The following is a 15,717-nucleotide window of genomic DNA, read 5'->3' as shown; positions in this document are numbered from 1 at the left end:
GGCTCGTGCCTGCTCCACCCGACGTGTCCGTACGGGTCGCGCCGTCCGCCGGGACTGTTCAGTGCGTCGGGCGTGCGCGGTCCGCGGGCCCGTCCGGCCCGTCCGGCCGCAGCGCGTCTCCCGGACGGGCCGCATCCCCGGCCGCCAGCCGGTCCGCCCAGCTCAGGGCATGGTTGTTGTAGTCCTCGACGGCCCTGCGCAGGGCGTCACGGTCGCGGTGCGAGATCGCGGCGACGAGTTCGGGGTGCCCGTTCCACAGCCAGTTCCGCGCATCGCCGTCGCCCCGCAGGTACGGCACGGCGAACACCCACGCCTGGACGCGCAGCCGGTGGAGGAAGTCGGTGATGTAGGTGTTGCCGACGAGGGCGCCCAGTTCGCGCCAGAAGCGCAGGTCGTAGCCGATCAGGATGTCGAGGTCGCCGCCGCGCGCCGCGCGGGCGGCCTCCTCGGCCCGGCGGCGTACGGAGACGAGCGCGTCCCGGTGGACGGCCTGGCGCGCGGGGGCGGGGAGCGGCCCCGAGAAGACGTCCCGGATGATCCCGTCCATGACCAGGGCGCGGGCCTCCACCATCGCGCGGTAGTCCGCCACGGTGAACTCGTGGACGCGGAAGCCGCGGTGCTGGTCGGATTCGAGCAGGCCCTGCGCGGAGAGGTCGAAGAGCGCCTCGCGGACGGGCGTCGCGGAGACCCCGTACTGCTCGGCGATCTGCTTGACGGTGAACTCGCGTCCCGGCTGCAAACGCCCGGCGAGCACCTCGTCACGCAGCGCGTCCGCGATCTGCTGCCGCAACGTACTGCGTGTGACAGCTCCGCTCGCGCGCATGGCGCCCCTCCCCGTTTCGGCCTCGGGTCACCTTAGACGAGGGCGGCGGGAAGGGGCGCGGCAGCGTTACGCGGTGTGCTCGTCGGCCACGGACAGTGCGGCGTCGAGAGCGGCCAGGCCCTCCTTGGCCTCGGCCTCGGTGACGTTGCAGGCAGGAACGGCGTGCGTGCGGTTCATGTTGATGAAGGGCCACAGGCCGTTCTTCTTCGCAGCGGCGCCGAAGGCCGCCATCGGCGCGTTGGCCTCGCCCGTCGCGTTGTACGGGACCAGCGGCTCGCGGGTCTCCTTGTTACGCACCAGCTCCAGAGCCCAGAACGCCCCGAGGCCCCGGACCTCACCGACCGACGGGTGGTTCTCCGCGAGTTCGCGCAGACCGGGACCGAGGACGTTCTCGCCGATGTGGGCGGCGTTCTCGATGACCTTCTCGTCCTCCATCACCTGGATGGTGGCGACGGCGGCGGCGCAGGCCAGCGGGTGGCCGGAGTAGGTGAGGCCGCCCGGGTAGGGGCGGGTCTCGAAAGTGGCGGCGATCTCGGCGGAGATGGCCACGCCGCCGAGCGGGACGTAACCGGAGTTGACGCCCTTGGCGAAGGTCATCAGGTCGGGCGTGACGTCGAAGTGGTCGGCGGCGAACCACTTGCCGGTGCGGCCGAAGCCGGCCATGACCTCGTCGAGGACGAAGACGATGCCGTACCGGTCGCAGATCTCGCGGACACCGGCGAGGTAGCCGGGCGGCGGCGTCATGATGCCGGCGGTGCCCGGGATGGTCTCCAGGATGATCGCGGCGATGGTCGAGGGGCCCTCGTAGGCGAGGGTGTCCTCCAGGTGCTGGAGCGCGCGGGCGCACTCCTCCGCCTCGGTCTGCGCGTAGAACGGCGAACGGTAGAGGAACGGGGCCCAGAACCGGACGACGCCCGCCGAGCCGTTGTCGGACGCCCAGCGGCGCGGGTCACCGGTCAGGTTGATCGCGGTGGAGGTGGCGCCGTGGTACGAGCGGTAGGCGGAGAGCACCTTCGTGCGGCCGGTGTGCAGCCGGGCCATCCGGACGGCGTTCTCGACGGCCTCGGCACCGCCGTTGGTGAAGAAGATCTTGTCCAGGTCGCCGGGGGTGCGCTCGGCGATGAGACGGGCGGCCTCGGAGCGCGCCTCGACCGCGAAGGCGGGCGCGAAGGTCGTCATCTTCCCCGCCTGCTCCTGGATCGCGGCGACGACGGTGGGGTGCTGGTAACCGATGTTGGTGAAGACGAGGCCGCTGGTGAAGTCCAGGTAGCGGTTGCCGTCGTAGTCCCAGAAATACGACCCCTCGGCGCCGGCGACGGCGAGCGGGTCGATCAGGCCCTGGGCGGACCAGGAGTGGAACACGTGCGCGCGGTCGGCGGCCTTGACGGCCGCGCCGGCAGCGGAGTCGACAGGGAGATGAGGGGTCATGCGACGAGCGTAGGCGGCGGTGGGCGGCGTCCGGTATGGCCACCTTGTATGGCGTGGGCCGCCTGGTTCGGCAGGGTGTCGGGTTGCCGGACACTCCCGAGATATTGACAACATACTGTCGAAGAGACAACATGTTGTCATTAACGTTCTTCCCGTCGAGGAGGCCGTCATGACCCTCAGGACCGCACATCTGGCCGTGTACGACACCTACGCCGACTGGGAGACCGGGCACACGACCGCCCATCTCGCCCAGAACGGCTTCACCGTCCGGACGGTCGGCCCCACCACCGCCCCCGTCACCAGCATGGGCGGACTGACCGTCCGACCCGATCTCCCGCTCGCGGAGCTGAGCCCCGAGGACAGTGCGCTGCTGATCCTGCCGGGCGCCGCGCTGTGGGACTCCGGCGACGCACTCACCCCCTTCGCCCGCACCGCGCGCACCTTCCTGGACGCGGGCGTGCCGGTCGCCGCGATCTGCGGGGCGACGGCGGGGCTGGCCCGCGAGGGACTGCTCGACGAGCGGGCGCACACGAGCGCGGTCTCGTTCTACCTCGCGGCCACCGGGTACGCGGGCGGCGCGCAGTACACCGAAGCCGATGCCGTCACCGACGGCGACCTGATCACCGCCGGACCCACCGAACCGGTCGCGTTCGCCCGCGAGGTCTTCGCCCGTCTCGGGGTGTACGACGAGAAGAAGCTCGACGCCTGGTACCGACTGTTCCACGATTCGGACCCGAGCGCGTACGAGGTGCTGCAGGGATGAGCCACGCGGACCAGGACCGGCTGAGCCGGACCGCCCTCGGGATCTTCCACCTCAACGGCCGGTTCCTCTCCGTGGCGGAGAAGCTGGCCGCTCCGGCCGGCCTGACCGCCGCGTGGTGGCAGGTGCTCGGCGCGGTGATCACGGAGCCGCTGCCGGTCTCCGGGATCGCCCGCTCGATGGGCATCACCCGGCAGGCCGTGCAGCGCATCGCCGATCTGCTGGTGGGCAAGGGGCTCGCGGAGTACCACCCCAACCCGGCCCACCGCCGCGCGAAGCTGCTCCGGCCCACGGAGGAGGGCCGGGCCGCGATGTCCCGGATCAACCCGGGCCATGCGGAGTTCGCGGCGCGCCTGGCGCGGGAGTTGGGGGACGAGGACTTCACGGAGACGGTTCGGGTACTGGAGCGCCTGACCCGGGCATTGGAGACCGTCGGGTCCCCGAACCCACCCGACTCCGCGATCCTGCCCGACTCCCCGCCCCTGGCCGACTCCCCCGGTCCGTCCGGCGATTGAGGGCACGGTCCGCGTCCGCCCCTGACCGACGCCCCCGCGGACAAGCCCCGCCCACCGGCCCCCGCCGGGGCGACCCGCGCCGCTATTCTCGTCCCCGTCCGGCGTGTCGCCGTACGGGGGAGGACTGCACACCATGGAGAAGCTCGGGTCCGCCGATCCGCAACGCATCGGCGCCTACCGGCTGCTGGGCCGGCTCGGCGCAGGCGGTATGGGCCAGGTGTATCTGGCCCGTTCCGACCGCGGGCGCGTGGTCGCGCTCAAACTGGTCCGCGAGGAACTCGCCGCACAGCAGGAGTTCCGCGACCGGTTCCGGCAGGAGGTACGGGCCGCCCGCCGGGTCGGCTCCACCTGGACCGCACCCGTGCTGGACGCCGACACCGAGGCCACCGTTCCCTGGGTCGCCACCGGTTACGTCGCCGGCCCCTCCCTCCAGACCACAGTCACCGGGCGCGCGTACACCGCGGCCGGCCCCGCCCCGGGGGCGTACGGCCCGCTGCCCGACCGCTCCGTCCACATCCTGGGCACCGGTCTCGCCCACGCACTCCGGGCCATCCACGCCGCCGATCTCATCCACCGCGACCTCAAGCCGTCCAACATCCTGCTGACGATCGACGGCCCGCGGGTCATCGACTTCGGCATAGCCCGGGCGCTCGACACCGTCACGGACGGCGGCCTCACCCGCACCGGGGCCCTGGTCGGCTCCCCCGGCTTCATGTCGCCCGAGCAGGTACGCGGCGAGCGCGTGACCCCGGCGTGCGACGTGTTCTGCCTGGGGGCTGTGCTCGCGTACGCCTCGACCGGACGCCTTCCGTTCGGCGCGGCGGCCAGCGGGGTGCACGCGCTGCTGTTCCGGATCGCGCAGGAGGACCCGGACCTGACCGGGGTGCCGGTCGACCTCGTGGAACTGGTCCAGGACTGCCTGCGCAAGGACCCGGCGACCCGCCCGTCGCCGGACGAGATCCTGGAGCGGCTGGACGAGGGAGACACCGCCGAGCCCTGGCTGCCGGGCGCCCTCATCGCCCAACTCGGCCGCCACGCCGTGGGGCTGCTGGACTCGGAGGACCCGACGGGCTCGGTCCCGAAGGACACGTTCCCGGCGGACGGGGGTCCGGAGGACGGGGAACCGGCCGACGCAGTCCCGGCCGACACAGCCATCGTCCCGACTCCCCCACAGGAAGCCCCACAGGAAGCGACACCCGCGGAAACACCGGGTCGAGTACCGGCACCCGAACCGGCACCTCCCGCGCCCCCCGCACCGCCCGCCCCCGCGACCGCCCCCGCCGTCGGCTACGTGCACGCACCGCCCACCATGGTCGAGCCCCCCACGCCCGCTCCCTCCCCGGCCGAACCCCCACGGCCCGGGACGCCCTCCCCCGCGTACGGCTATCCGCAGCTGCCCGCACAGCCGCACCCGGGCCAGGGATACGGCTATCCGCAGCAGCCGAACCCCAACCAGGGCTACGCGTACGGCTATCCGCAGCAGCCGGGGTTCGGGCCCACGCCCCCGTACGGCCCGGGCGGGCCGGCCGGCGTCCAGCCGCCGCCCGCGCGCCGCGGTGCCGGGTCGACCATCGCCCTCGTCGCCGTCGCGGTGCTCGTCGCCATCGGGGCGGGCGGGTCCGTCTACGCGCTCATGAACGACCGCGGCGCGGGCACCACGGCCTCCCCCACCGACTCGGCCGATCCCTCCCCGGTGGACGGCTCCTCCGGCTCCCCTTCCCCGGACGACCCTCAGGACCCGTCGCCCAGCGACGACGGGCAGAACGGCGACGCCGAGGGAGCCGTCCCGGAGGAGTACGTGGGCACCTGGTCCGGCAGCATCGACAACGCCGCCGGACACTCCACCCGCGAACTCGTCATCCAGCAGGGCCAGGTCGGCGACGCCGTGCTCACCCTCACCGCGGAGGGGCCGCTGGACACCGGCGGCACCTACCGCTGTGTCTTCCAGGCGGATCTCGCGACGGAGCCGTCCGAAGGCGAACCGGTCAGCATCGGCCCGTCCGCGGTGACGGAAGGCGAGCCGATGACGTCCTGCACACCGGGCAGCTCCACCACGCTCACCCTGCTCCCGGACGGCACTTTGAGCCGGGTGAACACGGACTCCGGCGAGAAGCTCACGTACACGAAGTCCGGCTGAAGCCGCTCGGGTTGAACCCCACCGGGTCGGCACCGAGCCGCAGCGGCCGGTGCGCGGAGGGCGTATCAGGACCCGGCGCCGCTGGGCGGATCCCTGGGCCGAAGCGCCCTACATCAGCGGCTTGACCGACATCAGCAGATGCTGGTGGGCCCCCTCCGCCGGACCTGCCGCGTCCTCCCGTGTCGCATGCCCGGTGACCATGGCACGCTGCCCCGGCCCCATCAGCCTGAACCGGACGACCGGGGCGTCGAAGGAGGCCAGCGCGTCCATCAGGTAAGAGGGGTTGAAGGCGACCGTCAGCTCGTCCGTGCCCATCAGCTCCGCGGGCAGCCGCTGGGAGGCCACATCGTCCTCGTACCCGGCCTGCAGGAGCACCGAGCCGTCCCGGAAGGCGAGTTGCAGCGGACTGTCCCCGTCCGCCACCACCGAGACCCGCTTGACCGCCTCGACCAGCGGCTCGCGGTCGGTGACGGCCGTGACCGGGTCCTTCATCGCGAACAGCTTGTCGTGGCGCGGCAGCCGGCCGTCCAGGAGCCGCACCGTCGTGCGCATCCCGTCCAGCTCGAAGCCCGCCGAGCCGCCGTCCAGCGCGAGGCTGACCAGGCCGGCCCGGCCGAAGGAGCGGGCGATCTCCGTGAGTCTGCGGGACGGGACGACGACATCGGCCGAGACGTCCGCCACCGCGGGCTTCCACGCGAGCCGGCGGACCGCGAAGCGGTACCGGTCCGTGGCCGCCAGGGTCATCCGGTCCCCGTCGAGCGCCAGCCGGATCCCGGTCAGCGTCGGCAGGGTGTCGTCCCTGCCCGTGGCCACCGCCACATCGGCGACGGCCGCCGCGAACTCCTGTCCGTCCACCGCCCCGAGCACATCGGGCAGCGGTGGCAGGGCCGGGTAGTCGTCGAGCGGCAGGACCGACAGACCGAAGCCGGCGCCGCTGCCCGTCACCGTGAACCGGGACCCCTCGACCGCGCACTCCACCGCCCCCTCGGGCAGCACCCGGCACACGTCCAGCAGTCGGCGGCCCATGACCAGCACCTTGCCGGGCCGTAGGGTCTCGGCCGATACGTCGATGCGGGCGGACGCCTCGTAGTCGAGGCCGGAGATGCGGAGCCTGCCGTCCGCCGCCTCCAGCAGCAGTCCGCCCAGCACGGGGACGGGCGATCTCGTCGGCAGCACCCGGGCCGCCCAGGCCACGGCATCCGCGAGCTCACCGCGTTCGATCCGGAACTCCATGGTGGTGACCTCTTCCTCGCGCGCCGGCCGTCTCCGGTCTCCGACGCTAAGGGTCACCACTGACAACGCGACGAAAAGGCGGCTGCGGCCGACGACAGCGGCCACCCCCGTGAGCCGCTGCCGTCGTCCCCCGTGCCTCTCCCCCGAGAGGCCCGCAACCGCGTTCGGACTCTAGGCCGCGGGGTAGACGAGGGAAAGATTCAGTTCGCACGGTGTGGACGGACCGAGGTATCAGTTCGCACAGCCGAACCGGTACGCTGCACTCCGGTTTCTGGCGGGAGTGCGGGGACGGGAGCGGCGGAAGAGTGCACGCGCGGAGGCGGGCCGACGACGTCATACGGATGCACGGACTTGCCCGGTCGGGCGGCTCCCAGGAACTGCTGCGCTGGGTGTCGGGGCGTGCGGACGGCTGGGCGGGACTGGTCGGCGGCGACGGCACCGTTCTCCATGGCGTCGCCCGGGCCCCCGACTCCTCGGTCGTCGGATCGGCCGCCCTCGCGGCGGAGGGCGCCCGGGAGCTGACCGCGCTCGGCGCCCGCTCCTTCTCGTTCGACAAGGACGCCCACACCGCTCTGCTCTACTCACTGGACGCCCCGCCGGGCGTTCCCGCACCGGTGCTCGCCGTGGTCGGCCGGCGCCCGCTGCCCGAAGGTCTGTCCACGCTCCTCGCCGACGCGGCCCTGCCGCTGGCCCTGTGCTGGGCGGCCGAGACCGTCGAGCGCAAGCGCCGTCGCGTCGACCTGGCGGAGTCCCGGGGCCGGGAAGCGGTGCTGCATCTGCTGATGACCGGCCAGTTGTCGATCGCGCACCAGGTCGCCGGCGCCCTGAAGCCCAGCCTGCCGGACCCGGTCCGCGTCTGCGTCGTCGAGTGCTCGGGCCGCGACCGGGACGAGGTGGCCCGCATCTGTGCGGACCTCTCCGGCGGGCGGTCCTGGATCGTGCGGTGCCCGGTGTACGCACGCCACCTGATCCTCATCGTGCCCGCGCGCCCCGGACAGGCGGACGGGCGGCTAGGCCCGCAGGTCGCCTCGGTGGTGGACGACTGCGTCGTCGGCATCAGCGAGGACGTCACGCTGGCCGACACGGCGACCGCGTACCGCCAGGCGTTCCACGCGCTCGCCGTCGCCCGCGGACTGCCGGAGCGCCACGCCCACTTCGGCTCGGCTCCCGAACTCGCGCTGGTGACCGGCGCGGAGGGCGCCCGGTGGGCCGACGCGCTGCTGGCTCCGCTGCTCACCCATCTGCCGCGCCGGGGCCAGGACCCGGGCAGCCAGGAACTCGCGGCGACCCTCGCCTCCTGGCTGGCGTTCTCCTCGCACGCGACCGAGCATCTGAAGATCCACCGCAACACACTGGCCGCGCGGCTGCGGCTGATCGGCGAACTGCTGGGCATGGACCTGAACAAGGTCGCCGACCAGTCCGCGCTCGACCTGGCCCTGTGCATCCGGGCCACGCCTGCCCTGCCCAGGCCCGCGCCCCGGCAGGCCGGGACCGGCCCGGAGTCCGTGCGCTCGCTGGACGGGATCCTGCGCCTGCCGGCGGTCCGTGCCTGGGCGGCGCAGCAGGTACAGCCGCTCGGCGCCCCAGGAGCCGGCGGGTCCGCCGATCCGCACACCACCTTGCGTACCTGGCTGGAGCACGAGGCCCAACTCGGCCCGGCCGCCGCGGCGCTGTGCATCTCCGTGCCCGGGGTGCGCAAGCGGCTGACCCGGCTGGAGACCGTCCTCCAGCGCTCGCTCCTGCGGACCCCGAGCGCCCGCTACGACCTGTGGCTCGCGTTCCGGGCGCTGGACCTCAGCGGCTCCGGATGACCGGAACGGGGGTGCGCCGGGCCGCCGGGCCCGGCACACCCCCGTTCCCGGGGAGTTCAGCCGGTCAGCAGCTGAGGTTCGATCCGGCCGTGGTGCCGAGGATCTGCACGAAGGCCTGGTACTTGTTGATCCGGCTCTGGACCTGGGCGGGGTTGCCGCCGTTGCATTCCAGGGAGCCGTTGATGGAGCGGATCGTCTCGCCGAAGCCGGCGCCGTTCACCATGGCGTTGTGGGCCGTCATGGTGCCGGGCCCGTTCTGGGTGTTCCAGTACCAGAGGCCGGTCTTCCAGGCCACGGAGGCGTTCTGCTCGACCAGGTAGGGGTTGCCCAGCAGGTCGATGCCGAGTGCGTCCCCGGCGGCCTTGTAGTTGAAGTTCCAGCTGAGCTGGATCGGTCCGCGCCCGTAGTACGCGGCCTGGCCCGCCGGACAGCCGTAGGACTGGCTGGTGTCGCAGTAGTGCGGGTAGTTGGCCGTGTTCTGCTCGACCACGTACACCAGGCCGCCCGTCTCGTGGCTGACGTTGGCGAGGAAGGCGGCGGCCTCCTGCTTCTTCACCGTGTCACTGCCGGTGTTGGCGAAGCCCGGGTAGGCGCTCAGTGCGGCGGTCAGGCCGCTGTACGTGTAGAAGGAATTGCGCCCCGGGAACATCTGGTTGAACTGCGCCTCGCTGACGACGAAGCCGTCGGACGAGCCCGGGTCGCCCGGGTCCGTGCCGCCGCTTCCGCAGCTGCCCTGGTCGGCCCAGACGTCGGAGCTGCCGGGGGTCTCGTTCTGGGTCCACCACTTGGCGGTCCAGTTGTGCCCGTTGTACGAGGCGGCGCCGCCGCCCGTATAGACGGAGGAGGAGTTCCAGGCAGCCGCGCACTCGGCCGCCGAGGCGGTGGTGGCGGGGAGGATGACGACCGTCGCGACGACCGCGACCAGCGCGGCGAGCAGGCCCATGATGCGTTTGATCATGTGATCACTCCTTCGGCGCGGCGCACCGAGCTCATCGGTGCGCCGCCATGGGGGGTGCCGACACTCAAGCGGTGATGGTCTGGACCTGTCAAGGTCTAGACCATCGTTGGGAAACCTTCCATAAACGGCCCCCGGCCATCCGCCGCGACCCGGCCCTCTCGCCGAAACGATCCCTCAACAGCGGTGATTGCGGAGCCAGTCGGTCCGGATCACGGGCCGGAACGCCGGCGCGCCCGAAGGCAAAACCTTCGGGCGCGTCCACCATGCGGGACACCGGACGGACCGGCCGTTCAGCCCCGCTCCACCTGACGCTCCATCAACACGTAAGTCCGGAACCGGGACGGGTGTCGATGATGCCCGTGATCCGCTCGTACTTGGCGACCCGCGCCTGCACGGACGCGGGGTTGCCGCCGTCGCATTCCAGCGCCCCGTTGAGCGACCGGATCGTCTCGCCGAAGCCCGCGCCGCCGACCATGGCGTCGTGCGAGGTCATGGTGCCGGGGCCGTTCTGGGTGTTCCAGTACCAGAGCGCGGTCTGCCAGGCGACGGACGGATCCTGCTCCACCAGCCATGGATTGTTCAGCAGGTCGAGGCCGAGCGCGTCGCCCGCCGCCTTGTAGTTGAAGTTCCAGCTGAACATGATCGGTCCGCGCCCGTAGTAGGCGGACTGGCCGGCCGGGCAGCCGAACGGCTGGCTGTAGTCGCACTTGATCCAGTAGTTGGCCTCGTTGATCTCCTTCACGTACTGGAGGCCGACCGATTCGAAGTCGGCGTGCGTCAGGAAGGCGGCGGCCTCCCGGCTCCGCGTCGCCTCGGTCCCGGTGTTCGCGAAGCGCGGGTAGGCGTGCAGGGCGTCGATCAGGCCCTGGTACGTGTAGAAGGGGTCGCGATCCGGGAAGATCTCGTCGAACTCCGCCTCACTGATGACGAAGTCGGAGACCCCGCCCGTACAGGCCCCCCCGTCGGACCAGACGGTGGTGGCGCCCGGGTTCTCGCCCCGCGTCCACCACTTCGCCGTCCAGTTGCGGCCGTGATGGGCGACGGTGCCACCGGCCGTGTAGGCGGTCGAGGAGTTCCAGAGGGGCGCGCACGCGGCCGGATCGGCGGGAACGACGTTCACGGGAACGGCATTCGCGGGGGCGGCGTGCGCGGGAACGGGGAGAAAGACCGCCGTCGCGACGACGGCGCTCAGTGCGGTCAGAAGGCTCTTGATGCGGTTCAAGCGCTGCTCACTCCTTCGGCAGGGCGCCCGAACAGGCTCCGCATGCCGTCCGGGCATCCCGACACCCAACCCCGATTGGTCTGGACCTGTCAAGGTCTGGACCAATCACCTCCTGTCCGAACGGCGGGCGAACACCTGACGACGGGACCCCGTACTCACCGCCACCCGCACCCCACGCCCCATACGGTGACCCGCACTCGTACAGACGTCCGGCAGCCGAGGGGGAACGGGCCGTGGAGTGGTTCAGCGCCGAGAACATCGTGGCCGTGCTCACCGCGGTGCTGGGCGTCCTCGCCTCCGTGGGCGTGCTCTGGTACGAGCGCCGCGTACCCCGCCGCAAACGCATCGGCTACCGCGTCCAGATGGACACGCCGATCGGCAGTGACGTCAGCCAGGCGCGGGCCAACGTGCGGCTCGGCCTGTTCGACGAGACCCCGGACATGGCCGACGCCACCCTCGTCCTGCTCCGCGTCGAGAACGACGGCTCGCAGTCCATCGACCGCGGCGACTACACCGGACCGGACGGGCAACTCCACGGTCTCGTCGTCGAGTTCACCGAGCGGCGCGTACGCGGCATCGCCGTCACCCACTCCCCCGGCGCCGACCACCTCATGGACCACTTCACCCCGTCCGAAGGGCTCCGCGGCAGCGGGTCCCTGATCCGGCTGCCCCGCGTCCCCCTCAACCGGGGCGAACACTTCAAACTCCTGGTCCTGCTCACCGGTTCACGCGTGGGCAGCCCCGTCCGCGTCACCGGCGGCATCCGGGACGGCGAGGTCAGGACGAACACCGCGGCCCGCCCGGACGAGAAACCCCCGCTGTTCGGCCGGGCCGCACGGTTCATCACCGTGGCCCTGACCGTCTGCGTCGTCACGCTGGCCTCCATCATCCTGGTGCGGGACGACACCCCGCCCCCGATCGGCTGCGCCCGCGGCAAACTGACCGTGACCGGCTCCACCGCCTTCGAGCCCGTCCTGGACGAACTGGCGGAGAAGTACGGCAAGGCGTGCGACGGGGCCACCGTCACCGTGGACCCGCACGGCAGCACCGCCGGGATAAGAGAACTGGCCGAACGGGGCGCCGCGGCCGGGAAGTCGGGCTCGCCCGCCCTCGTGGCCCTCTCCGACGGCCCGAAACCGAGCGGCTTCCCGCAGCTGCGCGAGAACCGCGTCGCCGTCTCGCTCTTCCGCCTGGTCGTCAATGACGGGGTCCCGCTGAAGAGCCTCAGCCGCGAGGCGATCCGCTCCCTCTACCGCGGCGACATCCGCAACTGGAAGCAGCTCGGCGGCCCCGACCTGCCCGTCCTGCTGGTCAGCCGGGACGCCAACTCCGGCACCCGCGAGGTCTTCCAGCGCCGCGTCCTGGGCCGCAACGAACCCGCCCAGTCCTCCCGCGACTGCGCCACGAAGGACGACCCGGAGGCCCTCGTCATCCGCTGCGAACTCGACTCCACGGACCAGGTCCTGGCCGAGGTCGGCCGGCTCGACGGCGCGATCGGCTACAGCGAGATGCGGACGGGGACCAAACCGGCCGGGGCGCACCAGATCGCCATCGACGGCGCCGCCCCGTCCGTCGACACGATCGGCACCAGCACGTACCCGTACCGGGAGATCGAGTACGCGTACACGTACGGCAGCCCGCCCGCCGACTCGCTGGCCTCCAGCTTCCTCTCCTACCTCAGCCGGGGCAGCGGCCAGGACGTCATCCGCACCCACGGCCATCTGCCCTGCGCGACTCCGGAGGGGCTGCGGATCTGCGGCGAGGACTGATCCGGACATGCGGGAGGGCCGGGGCGATGGTGCCGCCCCGGCCCTCCTCCGTTCCCGTGCGCCTACAGGAACGAGTTGATCTCGATGGTCTCGGTGCGGCCGGGGCCGACACCGATCGCGGAGATCGGGGCGCCGGACATGTCCTCCAGCGCCTTCACGTACGCCTGGGCGTTCTTCGGCAGGTCGCCGAAGGTCTTCGCCTTGGTGATGTCCTCGGACCAGCCCGGCAGCATCTCGTAGACCGGCTTCGCGTGGTGGAAGTCGGTCTGGTTGTACGGGAGCTCCTCGACGCGCTTGCCGTCGATCTCGTACGCCACACACACCGGGATCTGCTCCCAGCCGGTCAGCACGTCCAGCTTGGTGAGGAAGAAGTCGGTCAGGCCGTTGACCCGGGTCGCGTACCGCGCGATCGGGGCGTCGAACCAGCCGCAGCGGCGGTCACGGCCGGTGGTGACACCGCGCTCGCCACCGATCCGGCGCAGCGCCTCGCCGTCCTCGTCGAGCAGCTCGGTCGGGAACGGACCGGCGCCGACACGCGTCGTATAGGCCTTGAGGATGCCGATGACCCGGCTGATCTTCGTCGGGCCCACGCCGGAACCGGTGCAGGCGCCGCCCGCGGTCGGGTTCGACGAGGTGACGAAGGGGTACGTGCCGTGGTCGACGTCGAGCAGCGTGCCCTGACCGCCCTCGAAGAGGACGACCTTGCCCTCGTCGATGGCGTTGTTCAGGATCAGCGTCGTGTCGGCGACGAAGGGCCTGATCTGCTCCGCGTACTGGAGCATGTCCTCGACGACCTTGCCCGCCTCGATGGCGCGCCGGTTGAAGACCTTGGCCAGAAGCTGGTTCTTCTGCTCCAGGGCCGCCTCGACCTTCTGCTCCAGGATCGACTCGTCGTAGAGGTCCTGGACGCGGATGCCGACCCGGTTGATCTTGTCGGCGTACGTCGGGCCGATACCGCGGCCGGTCGTACCGATCTTGCGCTTGCCGAGGAACCGTTCCGTCACCTTGTCGACGGTGACGTTGTACGGGGTGATCAAATGAGCGTTGCCGCTGATCAGCAGCTTGGACGTGTCCACGCCGCGGTCGTTCAGCCCACTCAGCTCGGAGAGCAGGACCGCAGGGTCGACGACGACACCGTTACCGATGACCGGGGTACACCCCGGTGACAGGATTCCGGAGGGGAGGAGATGAAGTGCGTACTTCTGGTCACCGACGACCACCGTGTGGCCGGCATTGTTGCCGCCTTGGTAGCGCACCACATAGTCCACGGAACCACCGAGGAGGTCGGTGGCCTTTCCCTTGCCCTCGTCACCCCACTGAGCACCGAGCAGCACAAGTGCGGGCACAGGCGTACACCCCTTCCGGGCGGGGCATGTCCAAGGTCAGGGGGCGTACGTAAACGCCGTACATGCCGCACGACGTTGTACGACAAGGCCTGAACCGTCGAACCGGGTGCCCCGGAATAGACGAAGCCCCTGGCGCAATAGCGCAAGGGGCTCTTGCACCAAGATGCTACCCGAGGAAGGACCGAGGTGTCGGCTGCCCAGCCCCCCGGTAACGGTGCGCCCCATCTGCTGGTGGTGATCGATCCGGTCGCCCGCCGCACGGACGGTGAGTCCGTCCGGATCGCAAAAGACGTGTTGAGCGCCGGTTCGCACGCCAAGATCTGCCTCCCGGACGGCCCCGAGGAGTTCGCCCGGGCCCTGGCCCGGCGAGGTACCCGCAGGCCGGTGGTGATCGGCGACGACCGGGCGCTGCGGCGTGCGGTGGCCCTCCTCCACCGGGAGCGAGAACCGGCCATGAGCGCCCTCTCGCTCATCCCCGTCGGGGCCGCGGCGGCGCTGGAACTCGCGCACTCGCTCGGCGTGCCGACGGGTGCGGTGGCGGCGGCGCGCACCGCGCTGGACGGCGCGGTGCGCCGGCTGGACCTGCTGGTCGACGACAGCGACGGCGTCGTCCTCGACGCGCTGCGGATCCCGGCCCTGACCGGCGCACCGGGCACGCAGCCGGACCGTACGGGCGTCACCGCGGTCTGGGACACCTGCCGCTCCCTGGTCCGCACCCTGGTGCGCCCCGCCCCCTCGGCCCCGGCCGGCCCGCCGGCCACCCACCGGCTGCGCGTCGAGGCGGACGGCGTCGTACTGAACGATCTGGGCCGCCCGGTCGAGTCGGTGACGCTGACCTCGGGCTGCGGCGGCGGAATGGCCGAGGTCACGATCCACGCGCCGGGCGGCGACCCGATGACCACGGAGGCCAAGGCCGTCACGGTCTCCGGCGCGGACTTCCGCTACCGGGCGGACATACAGGTGGCCGGGCCGGTGCGGACCCGGACGTGGACGGTACGGGCGGGGGCCTGGGGGCTGATGCTGCCGGTAGCCGAGGGCTGAGCCCGGATCGAGGTGTGCCTGAACGGCGGACGCCTCCGTCTGCCGTTCAGACGTCCCGCGAACCCTCGGCCGTCGGCAGGTCGAGCGTTTTGCGGTGTTCCTCCCAGCGGTCCATCATCGCACCCAGCTCCGACTGCATGAACTCGAAGAACGCCGCCGTCTCGGCGATCCGGGCACCGGCCGGGGTGTGTTCCCCCAGGGTGCGGGCGCCGTCCCTGAGGGTGTTCTCCCAGCGGGTGAGCACGCGGTCGCGGCTGGCGAAGGTGGTGTACCAGATCTCATTGTGCAGCCGGTAGCGGTCGCGGCGCGATCCCGGGTCCCGCTCGCGGCCGACCATGCTGACCTGGGTGAGGTAGTTGATCGCGCCGGACACGGCGGCGGGGCTGATCTGCAGGGCCAGGGCGAGCTCGGCCGAGGTCATGGAGGCGTCGTCGTCGGCGAGCAGTGCGGCGAAGACGCGGGACGCCATCCGCTGCATCCCCGCCTCGGTCATCTCCGACGCGAACCGCTCGACGAACCGCGAGACCGCCTCGGCGTCCCTGTCCTCGCGCCCCCGGGCGGCGCCGTTCGGCTCGCGTGTGTCTGCGGTTTCGCTGCTCATCGACCCCTCGTCCCTCCGACGTCCTCGGGCCCTTGTCACCCGTACTGAGTTTATACGCTTCCTTAACTTCACA

General features: G+C 71.6%; 13 protein-coding genes. 6 read left to right on the top strand and 7 right to left on the bottom strand.

Annotation, left to right across the window (positions count from 1 at the left end; all coding sequences use genetic code 11):
* Positions 1–58 precede the first annotated feature (58 nt).
* The gene (locus OG959_RS20295; protein WP_326660403.1) at positions 59–823 is read right to left on the bottom strand and encodes a GntR family transcriptional regulator; all 765 of its coding nucleotides are present in this window, start codon (positions 821–823) and stop codon (positions 59–61) included.
* A gap of 66 nt (positions 824–889) precedes the next feature.
* Complete coding sequence (locus OG959_RS20290) at positions 890–2,251, bottom strand: aspartate aminotransferase family protein (protein ID WP_326660401.1); 1,362 nt, start codon at positions 2,249–2,251, stop codon at positions 890–892.
* 169 nt (positions 2,252–2,420) lie between these two features.
* On the opposite strand from OG959_RS20290, the gene OG959_RS20285 reads away from it, so the two are divergent.
* The 3 genes from OG959_RS20285 (at position 2,421) to OG959_RS20275 (ending at position 5,663) form a co-directional block, all read left to right on the top strand.
* On the top strand, positions 2,421–3,014 hold the full coding sequence (locus OG959_RS20285) for a DJ-1/PfpI family protein (protein WP_326660399.1): 594 nt from the start codon (positions 2,421–2,423) through the stop codon (positions 3,012–3,014).
* Positions 3,011–3,526, top strand: a complete 516-nt coding sequence (locus OG959_RS20280) for a MarR family winged helix-turn-helix transcriptional regulator (protein ID WP_326660397.1) — start codon at positions 3,011–3,013, stop codon at positions 3,524–3,526. Before OG959_RS20285 ends, OG959_RS20280 begins: the two co-directional genes overlap by 4 nt.
* Before the next feature lie 133 nt (positions 3,527–3,659).
* Positions 3,660–5,663: a serine/threonine-protein kinase gene (locus OG959_RS20275; protein WP_326660395.1), complete on the top strand. Its 2,004-nt coding sequence runs from the start codon at positions 3,660–3,662 to the stop codon at positions 5,661–5,663.
* Between the two features lie 108 nt (positions 5,664–5,771).
* Here OG959_RS20275 and dnaN read toward each other — a convergent pair whose 3' ends face one another.
* The gene (gene dnaN, locus OG959_RS20270) at positions 5,772–6,896 is read right to left on the bottom strand and encodes a DNA polymerase III subunit beta (protein ID WP_326660393.1); all 1,125 of its coding nucleotides are present in this window, start codon (positions 6,894–6,896) and stop codon (positions 5,772–5,774) included.
* A gap of 341 nt (positions 6,897–7,237) precedes the next feature.
* Here dnaN and OG959_RS20265 point away from each other — a divergent pair, with 341 nt between their 5' ends.
* The gene (locus OG959_RS20265) at positions 7,238–8,707 is read left to right on the top strand and encodes a helix-turn-helix domain-containing protein (protein WP_326660391.1); all 1,470 of its coding nucleotides are present in this window, start codon (positions 7,238–7,240) and stop codon (positions 8,705–8,707) included.
* A 64-nt stretch (positions 8,708–8,771) separates the two neighbouring features.
* Here the strand turns inward: OG959_RS20265 and OG959_RS20260 are convergent, their stop codons facing one another.
* Positions 8,772–9,665 (bottom strand): glycoside hydrolase family 19 protein, encoded by an 894-nt coding sequence (locus OG959_RS20260; protein WP_326660389.1) that lies wholly within the window; start codon positions 9,663–9,665, stop codon positions 8,772–8,774.
* A 316-nt stretch (positions 9,666–9,981) separates the two neighbouring features.
* Positions 9,982–10,944, bottom strand: a complete 963-nt coding sequence (locus OG959_RS20255; RefSeq protein ID WP_326660387.1) for a glycoside hydrolase family 19 protein — start codon at positions 10,942–10,944, stop codon at positions 9,982–9,984.
* A 176-nt stretch (positions 10,945–11,120) separates the two neighbouring features.
* Here OG959_RS20255 and OG959_RS20250 point away from each other — a divergent pair, with 176 nt between their 5' ends.
* The gene (locus OG959_RS20250) at positions 11,121–12,656 is read left to right on the top strand and encodes a substrate-binding domain-containing protein (protein ID WP_326660385.1); all 1,536 of its coding nucleotides are present in this window, start codon (positions 11,121–11,123) and stop codon (positions 12,654–12,656) included.
* Positions 12,657–12,718: 62 nt separating this feature from the next.
* On the opposite strand, the gene OG959_RS20245 is transcribed toward OG959_RS20250, so the two are convergent.
* Positions 12,719–14,002 carry an adenylosuccinate synthase gene (locus OG959_RS20245; RefSeq protein ID WP_326660383.1) on the bottom strand — a complete coding sequence of 428 codons (1,284 nt, stop codon included), beginning with the start codon at positions 14,000–14,002 and terminating at the stop codon, positions 12,719–12,721.
* 186 nt (positions 14,003–14,188) lie between these two features.
* Here OG959_RS20245 and OG959_RS20240 point away from each other — a divergent pair, with 186 nt between their 5' ends.
* Entirely contained in the window at positions 14,189–15,043 is an 855-nt protein-coding gene (locus tag OG959_RS20240; RefSeq protein ID WP_326660381.1) for a diacylglycerol kinase, read from the top strand.
* 46 nt (positions 15,044–15,089) lie between these two features.
* On the opposite strand, the gene OG959_RS20235 is transcribed toward OG959_RS20240, so the two are convergent.
* Positions 15,090–15,644: a GbsR/MarR family transcriptional regulator gene (locus OG959_RS20235; protein ID WP_326660380.1), complete on the bottom strand. Its 555-nt coding sequence runs from the start codon at positions 15,642–15,644 to the stop codon at positions 15,090–15,092.
* Between the last annotated feature and the right edge of the window lie 73 nt (positions 15,645–15,717).

The sequence above is a fragment of the Streptomyces sp. NBC_00385 genome (assembly GCF_035917155.1).
Taxonomy (GTDB): domain Bacteria; phylum Actinomycetota; class Actinomycetes; order Streptomycetales; family Streptomycetaceae; genus Streptomyces; species Streptomyces poriferorum.
Note: the sequence above shows the minus strand (reverse complement) of the source record. Positions and strands in the feature narration are given on the sequence as shown.